The 19,190-nt window shown below is 58.9% G+C and carries 16 protein-coding genes; 12 read left to right on the forward strand and 4 right to left on the reverse strand.

Features of this window, described 5'->3' with window-relative positions; genetic code table 11:
* Positions 1-38 precede the first annotated feature (38 nt).
* Entirely contained in the window at positions 39-5,507 is a 5,469-nt protein-coding gene (locus tag AC1RMX_RS26515) for a M10 family metallopeptidase C-terminal domain-containing protein (RefSeq protein WP_493073522.1), read from the reverse strand.
* 204 nt (positions 5,508-5,711) lie between these two features.
* On the opposite strand from AC1RMX_RS26515, the gene AC1RMX_RS26520 reads away from it, so the two are divergent.
* Together AC1RMX_RS26520 and AC1RMX_RS26525 are read left to right on the forward strand one after the other, a co-directional pair.
* Positions 5,712-6,356 carry an MBL fold metallo-hydrolase gene (locus AC1RMX_RS26520; protein WP_096822849.1) on the forward strand — a complete coding sequence of 215 codons (645 nt, stop codon included), beginning with the start codon at positions 5,712-5,714 and terminating at the stop codon, positions 6,354-6,356.
* Positions 6,357-6,471: 115 nt separating this feature from the next.
* Positions 6,472-7,209, forward strand: a complete 738-nt coding sequence (locus tag AC1RMX_RS26525) for a YiaD family glycine zipper/OmpA-like lipoprotein (RefSeq protein ID WP_096822848.1) — start codon at positions 6,472-6,474, stop codon at positions 7,207-7,209.
* A gap of 68 nt (positions 7,210-7,277) precedes the next feature.
* On the opposite strand, the gene AC1RMX_RS26530 is transcribed toward AC1RMX_RS26525, so the two are convergent.
* Positions 7,278-7,712 carry a Z-ring associated ZapG family protein gene (locus AC1RMX_RS26530; RefSeq protein ID WP_096822847.1) on the reverse strand — a complete coding sequence of 145 codons (435 nt, stop codon included), beginning with the start codon at positions 7,710-7,712 and terminating at the stop codon, positions 7,278-7,280.
* 144 nt (positions 7,713-7,856) lie between these two features.
* Between AC1RMX_RS26530 and AC1RMX_RS26535 the strand changes: the two genes are divergently transcribed.
* From AC1RMX_RS26535 to zapE, 3 genes are all read left to right on the forward strand, one after another.
* Complete coding sequence (locus tag AC1RMX_RS26535) at positions 7,857-8,486, forward strand: alpha/beta hydrolase (protein WP_096822852.1); 630 nt, start codon at positions 7,857-7,859, stop codon at positions 8,484-8,486.
* 24 nt (positions 8,487-8,510) lie between these two features.
* A complete protein-coding gene (locus AC1RMX_RS26540; RefSeq protein WP_493073523.1) occupies positions 8,511-9,866 on the forward strand; it encodes a tryptophan--tRNA ligase in 1,356 nt (451 codons plus the stop codon).
* A gap of 90 nt (positions 9,867-9,956) precedes the next feature.
* Positions 9,957-11,051: a cell division protein ZapE gene (gene zapE, locus AC1RMX_RS26545; RefSeq protein ID WP_045121816.1), complete on the forward strand. Its 1,095-nt coding sequence runs from the start codon at positions 9,957-9,959 to the stop codon at positions 11,049-11,051.
* A 62-nt stretch (positions 11,052-11,113) separates the two neighbouring features.
* On the opposite strand, the gene AC1RMX_RS26550 is transcribed toward zapE, so the two are convergent.
* Positions 11,114-12,010, reverse strand: a complete 897-nt coding sequence (locus tag AC1RMX_RS26550) for a GlxA family transcriptional regulator (protein WP_493073537.1) — start codon at positions 12,008-12,010, stop codon at positions 11,114-11,116.
* A gap of 246 nt (positions 12,011-12,256) precedes the next feature.
* Here AC1RMX_RS26550 and AC1RMX_RS26555 point away from each other — a divergent pair, with 246 nt between their 5' ends.
* Positions 12,257-13,393: an acyl-CoA dehydrogenase family protein gene (locus AC1RMX_RS26555; protein WP_096822844.1), complete on the forward strand. Its 1,137-nt coding sequence runs from the start codon at positions 12,257-12,259 to the stop codon at positions 13,391-13,393.
* A 49-nt stretch (positions 13,394-13,442) separates the two neighbouring features.
* Here the strand turns inward: AC1RMX_RS26555 and AC1RMX_RS26560 are convergent, their stop codons facing one another.
* Positions 13,443-14,483: an NADP(H)-dependent aldo-keto reductase gene (locus tag AC1RMX_RS26560; protein ID WP_096822843.1), complete on the reverse strand. Its 1,041-nt coding sequence runs from the start codon at positions 14,481-14,483 to the stop codon at positions 13,443-13,445.
* A 244-nt stretch (positions 14,484-14,727) separates the two neighbouring features.
* Here AC1RMX_RS26560 and rplM point away from each other — a divergent pair, with 244 nt between their 5' ends.
* From rplM to AC1RMX_RS26590, 6 genes are all read left to right on the forward strand, one after another.
* Positions 14,728-15,156, forward strand: a complete 429-nt coding sequence (gene rplM, locus AC1RMX_RS26565; protein WP_003228062.1) for a 50S ribosomal protein L13 — start codon at positions 14,728-14,730, stop codon at positions 15,154-15,156.
* Between the two features lie 14 nt (positions 15,157-15,170).
* Positions 15,171-15,563, forward strand: a complete 393-nt coding sequence (gene rpsI, locus AC1RMX_RS26570; RefSeq protein WP_007961615.1) for a 30S ribosomal protein S9 — start codon at positions 15,171-15,173, stop codon at positions 15,561-15,563.
* 269 nt (positions 15,564-15,832) lie between these two features.
* A complete protein-coding gene (gene petA, locus AC1RMX_RS26575; protein WP_003228055.1) occupies positions 15,833-16,426 on the forward strand; it encodes a ubiquinol-cytochrome c reductase iron-sulfur subunit in 594 nt (197 codons plus the stop codon).
* Entirely contained in the window at positions 16,426-17,637 is a 1,212-nt protein-coding gene (locus AC1RMX_RS26580; protein ID WP_096822842.1) for a cytochrome b, read from the forward strand. Before petA ends, AC1RMX_RS26580 begins: the two co-directional genes overlap by 1 nt.
* Positions 17,637-18,419, forward strand: a complete 783-nt coding sequence (locus AC1RMX_RS26585) for a cytochrome c1 (RefSeq protein ID WP_096822841.1) — start codon at positions 17,637-17,639, stop codon at positions 18,417-18,419. The genes AC1RMX_RS26580 and AC1RMX_RS26585 overlap by 1 nt, the downstream gene beginning before the upstream one ends.
* A gap of 148 nt (positions 18,420-18,567) precedes the next feature.
* Entirely contained in the window at positions 18,568-19,185 is a 618-nt protein-coding gene (locus AC1RMX_RS26590; protein WP_096822840.1) for a glutathione S-transferase N-terminal domain-containing protein, read from the forward strand.
* The last annotated feature ends 5 nt before the right edge of the window (positions 19,186-19,190 follow it).

Here is a 19,190-nt window from a genome sequence, read left to right on the forward strand (position 1 = left end):
TATCCGACCTGTGAAAACAGGTCGGGTGTCGGGTTGTATCAGGCCACCAGATCGGTGGCGCTGAAGCTGTTTACACCCACCAGCTGGATTTCGAAGTCCGCACCGGCGTTGCCGCTGACGTTGCCCGAAAGCACGTGGTCGACGAAGCGCAGTTGGCCGGCGCCGGTGAAGTCGCCCGCACCGATGAAGGTGAAGCCATTGAAACCGGCGGTCAGCAGGTTGGCGTCGAACTTCGTCAGGTCGATCTTGTCGCCTTGCACACTGTTGAAGTCGGTAATGACATCGCGGTTGCTGCCGGTACCCATTTCGTTGACGCCACCGAAGACAAACGTGTCCGCACCTGCACCACCGGTGAGCGTGTCCGTCCCGGCTCCACCATTGAGGACGTTGTTGTCGGCGTTGCCGATCAGGGTGTTGTTCAGGCTGTTGCCGGTCAGCGTGAAGTTGCCGCTGCCCAGCAACGTAGCGTTTTCGACATTCACCAGGTTACTGATGCTCAGATCGACAAGGCTCGATTGCGGTGTGGCGGCGTAGGTGATCAACAGGGTGTCGTTACCTTCGTTGGCCAGTTCCTGAATCAGGGCCAGTTCACCGGACTGATCGAGGCCATAGGTGTCATTGCCCTTGCCGCCGATCATGGTGTCGAGGCCGCCGGCGCCGGACAGCTGGTTGTTGCCGTCGTTGCCGATCAGCACGTTGTCCTGCGAGTTGCCCAAGGCAAAGACGTCGCCAGTGCCGGTGAGGGTAAGGTTTTCGAGGTTGGCACCCAGGATGAAGTTGACCGAAGAGCGAACGGTGTCGATTTCACCGGCTACGGTGCTGGTTTCGCTGACCACGTCGCCGGCATTGTCGACGATGTAGGTGTCGTTGCCGGCGCCACCGGCCATGAAGTCCGCGCCGGCACCGCCGTCGATAATGTTGTTGTCGGCGTTGCCGATCAGGGTGTTGTTCAGGCTGTTGCCGGTCAGCGTGAAGTTGCCGCTGCCCAGCAACGTGGCGTTTTCGACATTCACCAGGTTACTGATGCTCAGATCGACAAGGCTCGATTGTGGTGTGGCGGCGTAGGTGATCAACAGGGTGTCGTTACCTTCGTTGGCCAGTTCCTGAATCAGGGCCAGTTCACCGGCCTGATCGAGACCGTAGGTGTCGTTGCCTTTGCCGCCGATCATGGTGTCGAGGCCGCCGGCGCCGGACAGCTGGTTGTTGCCGTCGTTGCCGATCAGCACGTTGTCCTGGGAGTTGCCCAAGGCAAAGATGTCGCCAGTGCCGGTGAGGGTGAGGTTTTCGAGGTTGGCACCCAGGATGAAGTTGACCGAAGAGCGAACGGTGTCGATTTCACCGACTACTGTACTGGTTTCGCTGACCACGTCGCCGGCATTGTCGACGATGTAGGTGTCGTTGCCCGCGCCGCCGATCATGATGTCTGCGCCGGTACCACCGTCGAGAATGTTGTCGCCGCTGTTGCCGATCAAGGTGTTGTTCAGGGCATTGCCGGTGCCATTGAGATTGTCGGTGCCGGTGAGGGTGAGGTTTTCAACGTTGTTGCCCAGGGTGTAACTGATCGAGGCTTGTACCGTGTCGATTTCGCTCGCCAGGGTGCTGGTTTCGCTGACCACGTCACCGATATTGTCGACGATGTAGATGTCATTGCCGGCGCCGCCCGCCATGAAGTCCGCACCGGCGCCACCGTCGATGTAGTTACTGTCGGCGTTGCCGATCAGGGTGTTGTTCAGGGCGTTGCCGTTCAAACGGAAGTTACCGCTGCCCAGCAGGGTGGCGTTCTCGACGTTGCGCAAGTTGCTCAGATTCAGGTCGACGACATTGGTCTGCAGGGTCGATGCGTAGGTGATCAGCAGCGTGTCGTTGCCTTCGTCGGCCAGCTCCTGAATCAGGGCCAGTTCGCCTGCCTGATCGAGGCCATAGGTGTCATTGCCCTTGCCGCCGATCATGGTGTCGAGGCCGCCGGCGCCGGACAGCTGGTTGTTGCCGTCGTTGCCGATCAGCACGTTGTCCTGGGAGTTGCCCAAGGCGAAGACGTCGCCAGTGCCGGTGAGGGTGAGGTTTTCGAGGTTGGCACTCAGGATGAAGTTGACCGAAGAGCGAACGGTGTCGATTTCACCGGCTACGGTGCTGGTTTCGCTGACCACGTCGCCGACATTGTCGACGATGTAGGTGTCATTGCCGGCGCCACCGGCCATGAAGTCCGCGCCGGCACCGCCGTCGAGAATGTTGTTGCCGCTGTTGCCGTTCAACACGTTATTCAGGGCGTTGCCAGTCGCGTTGATATTGTCAGTACCCACCAGCGTAAGGTTTTCAAGGTTGTTGCCCAGGACGTAACTGATCGAGGATTGTACCGTGTCGATTTCGCTCGCCAGAGTGCTGGTTTCGCTGACCACGTCGCCGGCATTGTCGACGATGTAGGTGTCGTTGCCGGCGCCACCGGCCATGAAGTCCGCGCCGGCACCGCCGTCGATAATGTTGCTGTCGGCGTTGCCGATCAGGGTGTTGTTCAGGCTGTTGCCGGTCAGCGTGAAGTTGCCGCTGCCCAGCAACGTGGCGTTTTCGACATTCACCAGGTTACTGATGCTCAGATCGACAAGGCTCGATTGTGGTGTGGCGGCGTAGGTGATCAACAGGGTGTCGTTACCTTCGTTGGCCAGTTCCTGAATCAGGGCCAGTTCACCGGCCTGATCGAGACCGTAGGTGTCGTTGCCCTTGCCGCCGATCATGGTGTCGAGGCCGCCGGCGCCGGACAGCTGGTTGTTGCCGTCGTTGCCGATCAGCACGTTGTCCTGCGAGTTGCCCAAGGCAAAGATGTCGCCAGTGCCGGTGAGGGTGAGGTTTTCGAGGTTGGCACCCAGGATGAAGTTGACCGAAGAGCGAACGGTGTCGATTTCACCGGCTACGGTGCTGGTTTCGCTGACCACGTCGCCGGCATTGTCGACGATGTAGGTGTCGTTGCCGGCGCCACCGGCCATGAAGTCTGCACCGGCGCCACCGTCGATGTAGTTACTGTCGGCGTTGCCGATCAGGGTGTTGTTCAGGCTGTTACCGGTCAGCGTGAAGTTGCCGCTGCCCAGCAGGGTGACGTTTTCGACGTTGCGCAAGTTGCTCAGATTCAGGTCGACGACATTGGTCTGCAGGGTCGATGCATAGGTGATCAGCAGCGTGTCGTTGCCTTCGTCGGCCAGCTCCTGAATCAGGGCCAGTTCGCCTGCCTGATCGAGGCCATAGGTGTCATTGCCCTTGCCGCCGATCATGGTGTCGAGGCCGCCGGCGCCGGACAGCTGGTTGTTGCCGTCGTTGCCGATCAGCACGTTGTCCTGGGAGTTGCCCAAGGCAAAGGTGTCGCCAGTGCCGGTGAGGGTGAGGTTTTCGAGGTTGGCACTCAGGATGAAGTTGACCGAAGAGCGAACGGTGTCGATTTCACCGGCTACGGTGCTGGTTTCGCTGACCACGTCGCCGACATTGTCGACGATGTAGGTGTCATTGCCGGCGCCACCGGCCATGAAGTCCGCGCCGGCACCGCCGTCGAGAATGTTGTTGCCGCTGTTGCCGTTCAACACGTTATTCAGGGCGTTGCCAGTCGCGTTGATATTGTCAGTACCCACCAGCGAAAGGTTTTCGACGTTGTTGCCCAGGGTGTAGTTGATGTAGGAGTAAACCTGGTCGATTTCCGTCGCCGAGGTGCCGTTTTCGATAACCACGTCACCGACGTTGTCGACTACATAGGTGTCATTGCCTGCGCCGCCATTGAGGATGTCCGCGCCCGCTCCGCCGTTGAGAATGTTGTTGTCGGCATTACCGATCAGCACGTTGTCCAGGCTGTTGCCGAGCACTGCGAAAGCACCGCTGCCCAGCACTGTCACGTTTTCCACGTTCTGCAGGTTGCTGATGGTCATATCGACGATCTGCGAGGTGGCGGCATAGGTCAGAAGCAGGGTGTCGGTGCCTTCGTTGGCCAGCTCCTGGATCAGGGCCAGTTCGCCGGCCTGATCGAGGCCATAGGTGTCGTTGCCCTTGCCGCCGATCATGGTGTCGAGGCCGCCGGCACCGGACAGCTGGTTGTTGCCGTCGTTGCCGATCAGCACGTTGTCCTGGGAGTTGCCCAAGGCAAAAATGTCGCCAGTACCGGTGAGGGTGAGGTTTTCGAGGTTGGCACCCAGGATGAAGTTGACCGAAGAGCGAACGGTGTCGATTTCACCGGCTACGGTACTGGATTCGCTGACCACGTCGCCGACATTGTCGACGATGTAGGTGTCATTGCCCGCGCCGCCGGCCATGAAGTCCGCGCCGGCACCGCCATCAATGAAGTTGTTGCCACTGTTGCCGTTCAATACGTTGTTCAGCGCATTGCCGGTGGCCGTCAGATTGTCGGTGCCCACCAGCGTAAGGTTTTCGACGTTGTTGCCCAAGGTGTAGCTGAGGGAGGAAATGACGGTATCGATACCCGAGCCGACGTTTGCCAGTTCAACCACGGTATCGCCGGCGTTATCGACGTAGTAGGTGTCATTACCGTCGCCCCCGGTCATGGAGTCTGCACCTGCCATGCCGTTAAGGGTGTTGTTCAGTGCGTTGCCGATCAGGATGTCATCGAATGCCGAGCCGATGGCATTCTCGATTTTTGCGCCATAGGCAATCGCCAGGCCGTCATTGATCGCAGCCTGAGTGTTCAGGTCAGTGAAGGTCTTGCCGATCTGGCTGTAGGCCCCTTCATTCAGGTTGATTTTCACGGAGGCAAGTTGATTGCTGCCATCAATGGTGTCGTTACCGCCGGCATCCCAGATGGTTTCAAAAATCGACTGGTCAGGTGCCCACTTGTAGACGTTGTCGCCGGTCTGCCACATCGTGTTGACGCCATACAGGCTCTGAATCGCGAGGATGTCGAGAACCATCGGTGTCGTCGGCTGGTACGAGTAATTGCTGCTGTAACTCATCACCGTGAAGTGAACGTCGTCCAGTGAAGGATCCAGCAGTGTCTTGTTGGTCGAGCTGGCGTCGAACGGATGCTTGAGACCCAGTGCGTGACCGATCTCATGGATGAAGGTCATGACATCATAAGACCCCTTCAGCGGGGTGGCTTCGCCCGTCTGCGGGCCAATCCAGACATCGCCACCGGCCGGGGAGTTGGCAGGGAAATAAGCCCAGGCAGCGGTCTTGTTGTCCATCAGCCGATAGCCGCCGAAGCGCAGGTCACCCACGTTGGTCAGCGTGTCTGTGGTAAAGCTGAAGTTGAGATTGGTGACGGCTGCCCAAGTCCCCAGTGAGTAGTTCACCGCTGCCTTCTGACCCGGGGTGAGCTCGTACAGCGCGTTGTATTCATTGTCGGGGCTGTAGTCGGTGACAAAGTACGAGGTGCCAGGAGCCATGAAGCTATAGCTCAGACTGGTTCCACCTTTGCCCCAGTTGGATCCCAGCCAGTAGGTGCCGGAAATGAGGCTGTCAACAATGGCATTGCCGGTCAGAGTAGCGGGGAACGAGATGGAGTAAGTCTTGGGCGTAGGCATGCGGGGATTTCCTGAGTGCGCTGCGGCCCTTCCTGAATGCGACCGCTACAAAAAATGCGATTTTGCACCAGAAACAGGAAGTTTGACATCATTAAGCCATCATTTTTCTGATCGCTGGCGTCAAATAACTGACCGGGCGATCTGTATCGGCCTGTGCAGTAGAATTCTGAAACCAACCTCACTACCGTTCGTCCAGGAATTCCCATGAGTGCCCCCAACTCCATGCTGATTCGCGAAACCTTCCCCGTCGGCCCGCTGCAGTGCAACTGCACGATCATCGGTGATCCGGTCACGAAAAAAGCCATTGTCGTCGACCCGGGTGGCAACCCCGATCTGATCATGGCGCGCCTCGATGCGCTGGGTCTGAAAGTGGTGAGCATCATCCACACCCATGCGCACCTCGATCACTTTCTGGCCTCCGGTCAGATGAAAGAGAAAACCGGCGCGACCCTGCATCTGCACAAGGAAGATCAGTTCCTGTGGGACAACCTCGAAATGCAATGCCAGATGTTCGGCGTGCCCTACACCCCGGTGCCGTCACCGGATCGCTGGCTGAGCGACGACGAGGAACTGGCCTGCGGCTGCGGCGTGGCACTGCACACGCCGGGACATACACCCGGTTCCATGAGCTTTTGGTTTTCCGAGGCTAAGCTGTTGATTGCCGGCGACACGTTGTTCCGGCGCGGAGTAGGGCGCACGGATTTGTGGGGCGGCGATCAGGCGACCATCGTGCGATCGATCAAGCAGCGGCTGTACACACTGGATGAAGACGCGATCGTTGTGGCCGGACATGGCCCGGACACGCGTCTGGGCGATGAAATGCGGGAAAATCCGTTCGTGCGCGCCTAAACATTTTGTCACGAGTGCGCGGTGGAATTTTTGTGCATTGTCATGATCCAACGCCCGCAAAGGTCCATTGCCAAACGGCCGTTGCACCACAGAATGCAAAAAGTAGGAGCTCTCCATGTTCACCACGCGTCGTTTGATTATTGTCGCTACTGCCGTCGCCGTGCTGTCCGGCTGCGCCTCGCCCAACCCGTATGACAATCAGGGCCAGGCCGACGGCGGCTCACAGGGCATGAGCAAAACCGCCAAGTACGGTGGCCTCGGCGCACTGGCCGGCGCGTTGGCCGGTGCTGCCATCGACCACAACAACCGCGGCAAGGGCGCCTTGATCGGTGCCGCCGTCGTCGGTGCTTCGGCAGCCGGTTACGGTTACTACGCCGACCAGCAAGAGAAGAAGCTGCGCGCCAGCATGGCCAACACCGGTGTCGAGGTGCAGCGTCAGGGCGATCAGATCAAACTGATCATGCCGGGCAACATCACCTTCGCCACCGATTCGGCGAACATCGCCCCAAGCTTCTACCAGCCGCTGAACAACCTGGCCGGCTCGCTCAAGGAGTTCAGCCAGAACCAGATCGAGATCGTCGGCTACACCGACAGCACCGGCAGCCGCCAGCACAATATGGACCTGTCCCAGCGTCGTGCGCAGAGCGTGGCGACCTACCTGACTTCGCAAGGTGTCAGCGGTGCCAACCTGTCGGCCCGCGGTGCCGGCCCGGATAATCCGATTGCCAGCAACGGTGACGTCAACGGTCGGGCGCAGAACCGCCGTGTTGAAGTCAACCTGAAGGCGATCCCGGGCCAGCAGTACGGTGGTCAGCAGCAACAGCAGCCGGGTACGGTTCAGCAGTATCCGTAACCGTCAGGCACAAAAAAGCCCCCGGACAAGTGATTGTCCGGGGGCTTTTTATTTGCGCTGAAGACTGATTACTTCTTCAGGCCGTAATGCTCATCGAGCATGCCCGGCGAGTTTGGAGTCTTCGGCGCGTAGTCGCGCGGCGGCTCCTGATTGCGCGGTGGCGTCAGGCGTTCGCGTGGGGCCTGCGCAGCCTCTGCGTGCAGAGAGGCGAGCAGACGTTGACGGGTCTGTTCGTCCAGGGCCAGGCGATTGGCGCCCTCGGCGAGGTGATCCTGCACTTCCTGATAGCTCTGGGTCAGCTTCTTGACCAGATTGGCGGTGCTGTTGAAGTGGGTCACCACTTCGTTCTGATAACTGTCGAAGCGTTCCTGAATGTCGTCCAGTTGACGCTGTGTGCGGCTGGGCGCGGCGTTCGGCGCAACGCGTGCGATCAGGAAACCAATGGCGACACCCACAACCAGGGCAAGAGTCGGTAACAACCAAACTAAGAGCGAGTGTTCCACGAGTCCTTCCTCTATAAACGGCTTTGCTTTACGTTAACGGCTCGAACCTGCGCTGTATACCGCGATTCACTCGCAATAGATTGGCACAGACAATTTGCTAGACGAGTCGACCCGATTCGAGGTCACGGAGTTCCTTCCTTGCTGATGCGTGAAACCCCTGTAGTGATTGATGGCCCGGTGGGTCAACTTGAAAGTCTGTACCTGGACAACGAGCAGCCGCGCGGCATCGCGCTGATCTGCCACCCCAACCCGGTGCAGGGCGGCACCATGCTCAACAAGGTCGTCTCGACCTTGCAGCGCACTGCGCGCGACGCGGGTTTGATCACCTTGCGCTTCAACTATCGTGGCGTTGGTGCCAGCGAAGGTTCCCATGACATGGGCAGCGGTGAAGTCGACGACGCCCAGGCAGCCGCTGCCTGGCTGCTGGAAAAACACCCGGATCTGCCGCTGACCCTGTTCGGTTTCTCCTTCGGCGGATTTGTTGCAGCAAGTCTCGGCGGCCGACTCGAAGCCCAGGGCGTACAGCTCAAGCACCTATTCATGGTCGCGCCAGCGGTGATGCGCCTGGGCGATCAGGATCAGTTGCCGCAGCAGGGCGAACTCACGGTGATCCAGCCGGAAACCGACGAAGTGATCGATCCGCAGCTGGTCTACGACTGGTCTGACAAACTCCAGCGCCCCCATGAGCTCCTGAAAGTGGCAGAATGCGGACACTTTTTTCATGGCAAGCTGACCGATCTCAAGGATCTGATCCTGCCGCGTCTCTCGAATTGATTGCAGTCTGACAAGCGATTACCCATGACGAACCGTACCCGCATCCTCACCGGCATCACCACCACCGGCACCCCGCACCTGGGCAACTACGCCGGCGCCATCCGCCCGGCGATTCTCGCCAGCCGCGACAGCAATGCCGACTCGTTCTACTTCCTGGCCGACTATCACGCCCTGATCAAGTGCGATGACCCGCTGCGCATTCAGCGCTCGCGTCTGGAAATCGCCGCGACCTGGCTGGCCGGTGGCCTGGATGTGGATCGCGTGACCTTCTACCGCCAGTCCGACATCCCGGAAATCCCCGAGCTGACCTGGCTGCTGACCTGCGTCGCTGCCAAGGGTCTGCTGAACCGCGCCCACGCCTACAAGGCTTCGGTGGACAAGAACGTCGAGACCGGCGAAGACCCGGATGCCGGCATCACCATGGGCTTGTACAGCTATCCGGTGCTGATGGCGGCGGACATCCTGATGTTCAACGCACACAAGGTGCCGGTCGGTCGCGACCAGATCCAGCACGTGGAAATGGCGCGTGACATCGGCCAGCGCTTCAACCACCTGTTCGGCCAGGGCAAGGAGTTCTTCACCATGCCCGAAGCGCTGATTGAGGAAAGCGTCGCCACCTTGCCTGGCCTGGACGGTCGCAAGATGTCCAAGAGCTACGACAACACCATTCCACTGTTCTCCAGCGCCAAGGAAATGAAGGACGCGATCTCGCGCATCGTTACCGACTCCCGCGCGCCGGGCGAAGCGAAAGATCCGGACAACTCGCACCTGTTCACCCTGTTCCAGGCGTTCTCCACGCCGACGCAGGCCGAGGAGTTCCGCAGCGAGCTGCTGGGCGGTCTGGGTTGGGGCGAGGCGAAGAACCGTCTGTTCCAGCTGCTGGACAACGAGTTGGGCGAGTCCCGCGAGCGTTATCACCAGTTGATCGAACGTCCGGCGGATCTGGAAGACATCCTGCAACACGGCGCCAAGAAGGCCCGTGCGGTAGCGACGCCGTTCCTTAATGAATTGCGTGAAGCGGTTGGCCTGCGCTCGTTCGTCAATCAGGTTCAGGTGGCCGCAACCACCAAGAAGAAGGCTGCGAAAGCCGCGCGTTTCGTCAGCTTCCGTGAAGACGACGGCAGCTTCCGTTTCCGTCTGCTGGCCGCCGATGGCGAGCAATTGCTGCTCTCGCGCAACTTCGCCGACGGCAAGACCGCGGGCCAGGTGACCAAGCAGCTGCAATCGGGTCAGGCGCTGGATGTGCGCAGCGAAGACCTGAGCTTCAGCGTCTGGCTGGAAGGCGAGTGCGTCGGCGACAGCCCGGCGTTCGCCGACGTGGCTGCGCGGGATGCGGCCGTCGAAGCTTTGCGGATCGCTCTGACACCGGTTCAGGAATAATCAACGGGCCGGCCCGACCAAGGGCCGATTGCCATTCCCACGGGCCATCGCTACAGTGACGGCCCGTTTTTGTTGCCTTGCTAACGAATTATGACGCCCCTAGAACGATATCAAGCTGATCTGAAACGCCCGGACTTCTTCCATGACGCGGCGCAGGAAACTGCCGTGCGTCACTTGCAACGCCTGTACGACGATCTGATCGCGGCAGAGCAGAACAAGCCGGGTTTGCTGGGCAAACTGTTTGGCAAAAAGGATCAGACCCCGGTCAAGGGCCTGTACTTCTGGGGCGGCGTGGGTCGCGGCAAGACTTACCTGGTGGACACCTTCTTCGAAGCGCTGCCATTCAAGGAAAAGACCCGCACCCACTTCCACCGCTTCATGAAGCGCGTGCACGAAGAGATGAAGACCCTCGGCGGCGAGAAAAACCCGCTGACCATCATCGCCAAGCGTTTCGCGACTGAATCGCGGGTCATCTGCTTCGATGAATTCTTCGTTTCCGACATCACCGACGCCATGATCCTCGGCACGCTGATGGAAGAGCTGTTCAAGAACGGCGTGACCCTGGTCGCCACGTCGAACATCGTGCCGGACGGCTTGTACAAGGACGGCCTGCAACGCGCGCGCTTCCTGCCGGCCATCGCGCTGATCAAGCAGAACACCGAGATCGTCAACGTCGACAGCGGCGTCGACTACCGTCTGCGCCACCTCGAACAAGCGGAGCTGTTCCACTTCCCGCTCGACGAAGCCGCTCACGAAAGCCTGCGCAAGAGCTTCCGTGCGCTGACGCCGGAATGCACGGCTGCCGTGGAAAACGATGTGCTGATCATCGAAAACCGCGAAATCCGCGCGCTGCGCACCTGCGATGACGTGGCCTGGTTCGACTTCCGCGAACTGTGCGACGGCCCGCGTAGCCAGAACGACTACATTGAACTCGGCAAGATTTTCCACGCCGTGTTGCTCAGTGGCGTGGAGCAGATGAGCGTTGCTACCGACGACATCGCCCGACGTTTCATCAACATGGTCGACGAGTTCTACGACCGTAACGTCAAGCTGATCATTTCTGCTGAAGTCGAGTTGAAAGACCTGTACACCGGCGGGCGTCTGACGTTCGAATTCCAGCGGACCCTCAGCCGTCTGCTGGAAATGCAATCCCACGAATTCCTGTCCCGGGCACACAAGCCTTAAGCGGATTCGGCAAACAAAAAGGGCCTGCAGATGCAGGCCCTTTTTTGTGTCTGGTCGAATCGTCAGGCAGCTTGCTGGAACTGCTGTCGATACTGGTTCGGCGACAGTTCGGTGTGCTGGCGGAACAGGCGTGCGAAGAAGCTCGCATCGTCGTAGCCGACTTCGTAGCTGATGGTCTTGATGCTCTTGCGGCTGCCGGAGAGCAAGCCTTTGGCGGTCTCGATGCGCAGCCGCTGCAGGTAGTGCAGAGGCTTGTCGCCGGTGGCGGTCTGGAAGCGGCGCATGAAGTTGCGGATGCTCATGCCGTGCTCGCGGGCCACGTCTTCGAAGCGGAACTTGTCGGCGAAATGCTCTTCGAGCCAGTGCTGGATCTGCAGGATGATCACGTCCTGGTGCAGTTTCTGCCCGCCGAAACCGATGCGGCCCGGCGAATAGCTGCGCTGCACTTCGTAGAGGATGTCGCGGGCTACAGCTTGCGCCACATTGGCGCCGCAGAAGCGTTCGATCAGATAGATGTAAAGGTCGCAGGCCGAGGTGGTGCCGCCGGCGCAGTACAGGTTGTCGGCGTCGGTCAGGTGCTTGTCCTGATTGAGATAGACCTGCGGGAAACGCTCGGCGAAGGCATTGAAGAAGCGCCAGTAGGTGGTCGCTTCCTTGCCATTGAGCAGGCCGGCTTCGGCCAGCCAGAACACCCCGGTGGCCTCGCCGCAGAGTACGGCGCCACGGGCGTGTTGTTCGCGCAGCCACGGCAGCACCTGTGGATAACGTTGGCAGAGCGTGTCGAAGTCATCCCAGAACGCTGGAAGGATGATGACGTCGGCGTTTTCCAGGTCGCCGTCCACCGGCATGACCACGTCACTGAAGCTGTTCACCGGTTTGCCGTCGGGGCTGACCAGGCGGGTTTCGAACGCCGGAGTCAGGCCGTGGCCCAGTTGTTTGCCGTAACGCAGGCTGGCCAGATGGAAGAAATCCTTGGCTTGCATGAGGGTGGAAGCGAAAACCCGGTCGATCGCCAGGATGCTGACGCGCCGCAAGGGCGTGGAGACTTGCTTAGACATAATTCAACTTTTGTTTTTATAAGGGAAAGTGGTCACCAGACGGCTGGATCGTCTTATTTTTTGTCGGATGTGTCCAGTGTCCTGTATCGGAAGCGAGGCTTAGTCTCTGAAGGTCTGATCCCTTCAACAATAAAGAAAAGGTGTCGCATGATCCCCAGAACCCTGTTCAGCTCCGAGCACGAATTGTTCCGCGACAGCGTGCGGACATTCCTTGAAAAAGAGGCCGTGCCGTTCCACGGGCAATGGGAAAAACAAGGCTACATCGACCGCAAATTGTGGAACAAGGCAGGGGAGGCGGGGATGCTCTGCTCACACCTGCCGGAGGAGTACGGCGGGCTGGGGGCGGACTTTCTGTACAGCGCCGTAGTGATCGAGGAAGTCGGACGGCTGGGGCTGACCGGCATCGGTTTTTCGCTGCATTCGGACATCGTCGCGCCGTACATCCTGCATTACGGCAGCGAGGCGTTGAAGCACAAGTACCTGCCGAAACTGGTGTCCGGCGAGATGGTTACGGCGATCGCCATGACCGAGCCAGGCGCGGGTTCCGACTTGCAGGGGGTCAAGACCACCGCCGTGCTGGACGGCGACGAGTATGTGATCAACGGCTCGAAAACCTTTATCACCAATGGCTTCCTGGCGGATCTGGTGATCGTCGTCGCCAAGACCGATCCCAAGGCTGGAGCGAAGGGCACCAGCCTGTTTCTGGTGGAGGCGAACACGCCGGGCTTCGACAAGGGCAAGCGCCTGGAGAAGGTCGGAATGAAAGCTCAGGACACGTCGGAATTGTTCTTCCAGGACGTGCGAGTGCCGAAGGAAAACCTGTTGGGTCAGGCCGGGGCCGGGTTTGCCTATTTGATGCAGGAATTGCCGCAGGAGCGTCTGACCGTGGCCATTGGCGGACTGGCCTCGGCCGAGGCGGCGCTGCAATGGACGCTGGAGTACACCCGTGACCGCAAGGCGTTTGGCAAGGCAATCGCCGACTTCCAGAACACGCGCTTCAAGCTGGCGGAAATGGCCACCGAGATTCAGATCGGCAGGGTGTTCGTCGATCGCTGCCTGGAGCTGCACCTGCAAGGCAAGCTCGACGTGCCGACCGCCGCGATGGCCAAGTACTGGGGCACCGACCTGCAATGCAAGGTGCTCGACGAGTGCGTGCAACTGCATGGCGGCTACGGTTTCATGTGGGAGTACCCGGTGGCCCGGGCCTGGGCGGATGCGCGGGTGCAGCGGATCTATGCCGGCACCAACGAAATCATGAAAGAGATCATTGCGCGGTCGCTATGACCTGGGCGCTCCCACGCTTGTGCGTGGGAGCGCGGCTTTTAGCGCCGGATCAAGGTGCCGGGTTCGGATGATCCTTGTGAATCGCTTCAATCCCTTCAAGCACTTCGTCTGAAAGATTCAGGTAGAAACTGGCAATGTTGCTGTCCAGTTGCTCAAGCGTCGTCGCCCCGATGATGTTGCTGGTGACGAACGGTTGCTGATTGACGAAGGCCAACGCCATTTGCGCCGGATCCAGGCCGTGCTCCCGAGCGAGTGCCACGTAACGGCTGCACGCCGCTTCCGATTGCGGGTTGAAATAGCGGCTGAAGCGGCTGTAGAGGCTCAGGCGACCTTTTGGTGGGCGGGCGCCACCTTCGTACTTGCCCGACAGGAAACCGAACGCCAGCGGCGAATAGGCGAGCAGGCCGCACTGTTCGCGAATGGCGATTTCCGCCAGACCGACTTCGAAGCTGCGGTTGAGCAGGTTGTAGGGGTTCTGGATTGACACCGCGCGCGGCCAGCCACGGGCTTCGGCCAGGGCGAGGAAGCGCATGGTGCCCCACGGAGTTTCGTTGGACAGGCCGATGTGGCGGATCTTGCCGGCCTTCACTTGCTCGTCGAGCGCTTCGAGGGTGTCCTCGAGCGGGGTGAGGTTGGCTTCGATCTTGTGTTTGTAGCCCAGTTGTCCGAAAAAGTTGGTGCTGCGCTCCGGCCAGTGCAATTGATACAGGTCGATGTAGTCGGTCTGCAGGCGCTTGAGGCTGGCGTCCACGGCTTCGGTAATGTGCTGGCGGTTGTGGCGCAGGTTCTTGTCGCGGATGTAGTCGATGGTGTTACCGGGACCGGCGATCTTGCTGGCGAGGATCCAGTCGGCGCGGTCGCCGCGACTCTTGAAGTAATTGCCGATGTAGCGCTCGGTGGTGGCATAGGTTTCGGCTTTCGGCGGCACCGGGTACATCTCGGCGGTGTCGATGAAATTGATCCCGGCGCCCTTGGCCCGTTCGATCTGGGCGAAGGCTTCAGCTTCAGTGTTTTGCTCGCCCCAGGTCATGGTGCCGAGGCAGATTGCACTCACGTTCAGGTCGGTACGGCCTAGCTGGCGATAGTCCATCGGGTGCTCCTTGGGCAAAACAAGCATAAAAGCAGGTTGAAATTTTTTTCGCAATCTGCATAATTGCCGACCTCTTTCTGCAGTGGAAGTGATGCGCCGCCGCCGAAGAATCTTGCCGTTGAACGGACGCGCCGACCCGAGCCCCCGAAAGCGTCTGTATCCGGCTGCCTTTGACTTGTCAAAGTACGCACTATTCAGTAAGATCCGCCGTCTTATTTACAGGCGGCCCCTGAGGCTATAAAGAATGAAAACTTTTACTGCTAAACCGGAAACAGTAAAGCGCGACTGGTTTGTCGTCGACGCTGCTGGTCAGACCCTGGGTCGTCTGGCCACCGAAATCGCGAGCCGTCTGCGTGGCAAGCACAAGCCTGAGTACACTCCTCACGTTGACACCGGCGACTACATCGTCGTAATCAACGCCGAGCAGATCCGTGTTACCGGTGCTAAAACCACTGACAAAATGTACTACTCCCACTCCGGTTTCCCGGGCGGCATCAAGTCGATCAACTTTGAAAAGCTGATCGCCAAAGCCCCTGAGCGCGTGATCGAGACCGCGGTTAAAGGCATGCTGCCTAAGAACCCACTGGGTCGCGACATGTACCGTAAGCTGAAAGTCTATGCGGGCGCTGCACACCCTCATACTGCTCAGCAGCCCCAAGAACTGAAGATTTAACGGAATAGTTCATTATGTCGGCGACTCAAAATTACGGCACTGGCCGTCGCAAGACCGCAACCGCACGCGTTTTCCTGCGTCCGGGTACTGGTAACATCTCCATCAACAACCGTTCGCTGGATTCGTTCTTCGGCCGCGAAACTGCCCGCATGGTAGTTCGTCAGCCGCTGGAACTGACCGAGACTGTCGAGAAATTCGACATCTACGTCACCGTGATCGGCGGTGGTGTAAGTGGTCAAGCTGGCGCAATCCGCCACGGCATCACTCGCGCTCTGATGGACTACGACGAAACCCTGCGTAGCGCTCTGCGCAAAGCTGGCTTCGTTACCCGCGACGCCCGTGAAGTTGAACGTAAGAAAGTTGGTCTGCGTAAAGCGCGTAAGCGTCCGCAGTACTCGAAGCGTTAATTTCGCTTCCACGTTCAAAAAGAACGCCCGATTCCTCACGGAACCGGGCGTTTTTTTATGCGTGCGATTTCTCGAATAATTGCGCTGTGACAACTTGCCACATTCGTAGACCCCCTATACTACAAGGCTTGGGGGCCACCCCTCCGGGTAATTACCTTGTCAGAATTGGGGCTTTTCATTACCATTCGGCAAAATTTTTATAAGTACATAGATTCATATTTAGTAGATGCCTGATTTAACAGGCCACAAAGCTGATGGGAGAGGACTGAATGAGCAATGACGGCGTGAATGCAGGCCGGCGTCGCTTCTTGGTAGCAGCCACATCCGTGGTGGGTGCTGCAGGAGCGGTGGGGGCTGCGGTCCCGTTCGTGGGGTCATGGTTTCCCAGTGCCAAGGCGAAAGCTGCCGGTGCACCGGTGAAAGTGAATGTCAGCAAAATCGAGCCCGGACAGCAGATGATTGCTGAATGGCGCGGCCAGCCGGTATTCATTGTTCGCCGTACTGCGGAAATCCTGGGGAATCTCAAGAAGATCGAGGGCCAGCTCTCCGATCCGACCTCCAAAAACTCCACGCAACCTACCTATGTCGACCCTGAAGTGCGTTCGATCAAGCCGGAAATTCTGCTGCTGATCGGGATCTGCACTCACCTGGGTTGCTCACCGACCTTCCGTCCCGAAGTGGCACCCGCGGATCTGGGAAAAGACTGGGTAGGCGGCTATTTCTGCCCTTGCCACGGTTCCCACTACGATCTGGCTGGCCGCGTCTACAAGTCGCAACCTGCGCCTTTGAACCTGCCAGTACCCCCGCATTCCTATGAGACCGATGACCTGATTGTCATTGGCGTCGATACGGAGAAAGCGTGATGAGCAAGTTCATGGATTGGGTTGATGCGCGCTTCCCCGCCACCAAGATGTGGGAAGACCATCTCAGCAAGTATTACGCTCCAAAAAACTTCAACTTCTTCTACTTCTTCGGCTCGCTGGCACTGCTCGTTCTGGTCAATCAGATCGTCACCGGTGTCTGGCTGACCATGAGCTACACCCCGTCGGCGGAAGAGGCGTTTGCCTCCGTCGAATACATCATGCGCGACGTCGAGTACGGCTCGATCCTGCGTTTGCTGCACTCCACCGGCGCTTCGGCGTTCTTCATCGTGGTCTATCTGCACATGTTCCGTGGCCTGCTTTACGGTTCGTACCAGAAGCCGCGCGAGCTGGTGTGGGTGTTCGGCATGCTGATCTACCTGGCGCTGATGGCTGAAGCTTTCATGGGTTACCTGCTGCCATGGGGCCAGATGTCCTACTGGGGCGCCCAGGTGATCATCTCGCTGTTCGGCGCGATTCCGGTCATCGGCAACGACCTGACCCAGTGGATTCGTGGTGACTACCTGATTTCCGGAATCACCCTGAACCGCTTCTTCGCCCTGCATGTTGTGGCCCTGCCGATCGTGATTCTCGGTCTGGTGGTGCTGCACATCCTGGCGTTGCACGAAGTCGGTTCAAACAACCCCGACGGCGTGGACATCAAGAAGCACAAAGACGAAAACGGTATCCCGCTGGACGGCATCGCCTTCCACCCGTACTACACCGTGAAGGACATTGTCGGCGTCGTGGTGTTCCTGTTCATCTTCTGCTTCATTGTGTTCTTCTTCCCGGAAATGGGCGGCTACTTCCTCGAAAAACCAAACTTCGAGCAAGCCAACCCGTTCAAGACGCCTGAGCACATTGCACCCGTCTGGTACTTCACACCGTTCTACGCGATCTTGCGTGCGGTCCCTGACAAGCTCATGGGCGTTATCGCCATGGGCGCGGCGATTGCGGTGCTGTTTGTGTTGCCATGGCTCGACCGCAGCCCGGTCAAGTCGATGCGCTACAAAGGCTGGATGAGCAAGATCTGGCTGGTGGTGTTCTGCATTTCGTTCGTGATCCTCGGCATTCTGGGCGTTCTGGCCCCGACGCCGGAGCGCACCTTGCTGTCGCAGGTATGTACCTTCCTGTACTTCGCCTACTTCATTCTGATGCCTTTCTACACCAGGCTCGAGAAGACCAAACCGGTTCCGGAAAGGGTGACTGGCTGATGAAAAAGTTATTTTTTGCTCTGATTTTTGCTGCGCTGCCAGTGCTGTCTTTCGCTGCCGAACACGGTGGTCCGGAACTGGAAAAAGTCGACATCGACGTTTCCGACAAGGCTGCCCTTCAGGATGGTGCGCGTACCTTTGCCAACTATTGCATGGGTTGCCACAGTGCCAAGTTCCAGCGTTACGAGCGTGTTGCCGATGACCTCGGCGTGCCGCATGACCTGATGCTGCAGAAACTGGTGTTCACTGGCGCCAAGATCGGCGATCACATGACCATCGGCATGCAGCCGGCCGACGCCAAGACCTGGTTCGGCGCAGCGCCGCCGGACCTGACCCTGGTGGCTCGTGTTCGTGGCACTGACTGGCTTTATGGTTACCTCAAGTCGTTCTACGAAGACCCTGCGCGTCCATGGGGCGTGAACAACAAGGTCTTCCCGAACGTCGGCATGCCAAACGTGCTGGTCGGCCTGCAAGGTCGTCAGGTCGTGGGTTGCAAGCAGGTGCAGATCGTCGAAAACGGCAAGAAGCAATATGACCCGCTGACCGGTACGCCTCTGACTCATGAAGCGTGCGATCAGTTGACCATCGTGCCGAAAACCGGAGCCCTGAACGAAGAGCAGTTCGATGAGAAGGTCAAGAATCTGGTAACCTTCCTGGCTTACTCGGCTAACCCGGTTAAGCTGCAACATCAGCGCATCGGTACTTACGTCTTGCTGTACCTGGCGTTCTTCTTTGTGTTCGCCTACCTGCTCAAGCGTGAATACTGGAAAGACGTGCACTGATAACGCTTCAAGCAATTGCTGTTAATCGCGCGCGCCCAAGGGCGCCTCTGAAAACGCAACGCCTGGTCTGTCAGGTATTGCGGGAGGCGCCCTCTGGGCGCGCGCGTTTTTCCGGCTCCGACAATTTCAACAAGCGAGGAGGATCGCCATGGGCGTGACCAATCGGTTGGCCTGTTACTCCGACCCCGCCGACCACTATTCCCACCGAGTGCGCATCGTGCTTGCAGAGAAGGGTGTCAGCGCCGAAATCATTTATGTGGAGGCTGGTCGTCAGCCGCCTAAACTGATTGAGGTGAACCCTTACGGGAGTCTCCCGACGCTGGTCGATCGCGACCTGGCGTTGTGGGAGTCGACCGTGGTGATGGAATATCTGGATGAGCGTTACCCGCATCCGCCATTGATGCCGGTGTACCCGGTGGCGCGTGCCAACAGTCGTCTGTTGATACACCGTATCCAGCGCGACTGGTGTGGTCTGGTGGATCTGATTCTGGATTCACGCACCAAGGAAGCCGCGCGTGTCGTGGCGCGCAAGGAATTGCGCGAAAGCCTGACGGGCGTGTCGCCGTTGTTTGCCGACAAGCCGTTTTTCCTCAGTGAGGAACAAAGTCTGGTGGATTGCTGCCTATTGCCAATACTCTGGCGTTTGCCGATTCTGGGTATAGAACTGCCGCGGCCAGCCAAGCCGCTGCTTGATTATATGGAGCGTCAGTTTGCGCGTGAGGCTTTCCAGGCGAGTCTGTCTGGTGTCGAACGCGACATGCGCTAAGGCTT

This window comes from Pseudomonas sp. GW822-FHT03F04 (assembly GCF_058801405.1).